This is a genomic window from Psychrobacter sp. 1Y4 (assembly GCF_051847555.1).
Window position 1 is genome coordinate 1 of sequence record NZ_JBPYDE010000496.1, and the last position, 737, is coordinate 737.

General features: G+C 46.9%; 1 protein-coding gene. It reads left to right on the forward strand.

Annotated elements, in window-relative coordinates; translation table 11 throughout:
- Positions 1 to 112: 112 nt before the first annotated feature.
- Positions 113 to 737 (forward strand): transporter substrate-binding domain-containing protein (locus ACS8FC_RS17170; RefSeq protein ID WP_439297674.1); only part of this gene is annotated, 625 nt, incomplete at its 3' end.

Genomic DNA, 737 nt, shown 5'->3' on the forward strand with positions numbered 1-737 from the left:
CCAAAGCCGAATATTGCAGGGCGGTTATTATATTGTCCTCTTGTATCGGCCTTTCCCTATTTGTTGGCGCTAACCATTTTCACTTATTCATTTACTCTTATAAGGACGTCTTATGAAACGTCGTACTCTTTTAGCCCTTGCTGCTAGTACTGTTTTGCTTGCCGCTTGTGGTCAGTCTAATACTAATGAAGCTGATACTACTGCCACTGACACTGCGTCGACAGGCGGTTCTGATTTGCTGCAACGCATCAATAACGGCGGCACGATTAACGTCGGTACAGAGGGTACGTATCCGCCGTTCACGTATCATGATGAGAGTGGCAAGCTGACAGGCTATGACGTCGAAGTGACGCGTGCGGTCGCGGACAAACTGGGCGTTGATGTTGAGTTTAAAGAGACTCAGTGGGATGCGATGCTAGCAGGTTTGGATTCAAAACGCTTTGATATGGTTGCTAACCAAGTCAGCTTAACGACGCCTGAACGTCAAGCTAAATATGACAAATCTATGGCTTATAGCTGGTCAGGTGCGGTTGCATTGGCACCGACTGATGACAACCGTTATAGCTCTTGGGATAACTTAAAGGGTTTACGTACCGCGCAATCACTCAGCAGTAACTATGGTGAGCTGGCAGAAAAATACGGCGCAGAAATAGTCCCTGTCGATGGTATGGCACAAGCGATTCAATTGGTGAAGCAAGATCGTGCTGACTTTACGATGAATGACAATCTAGCCGTAC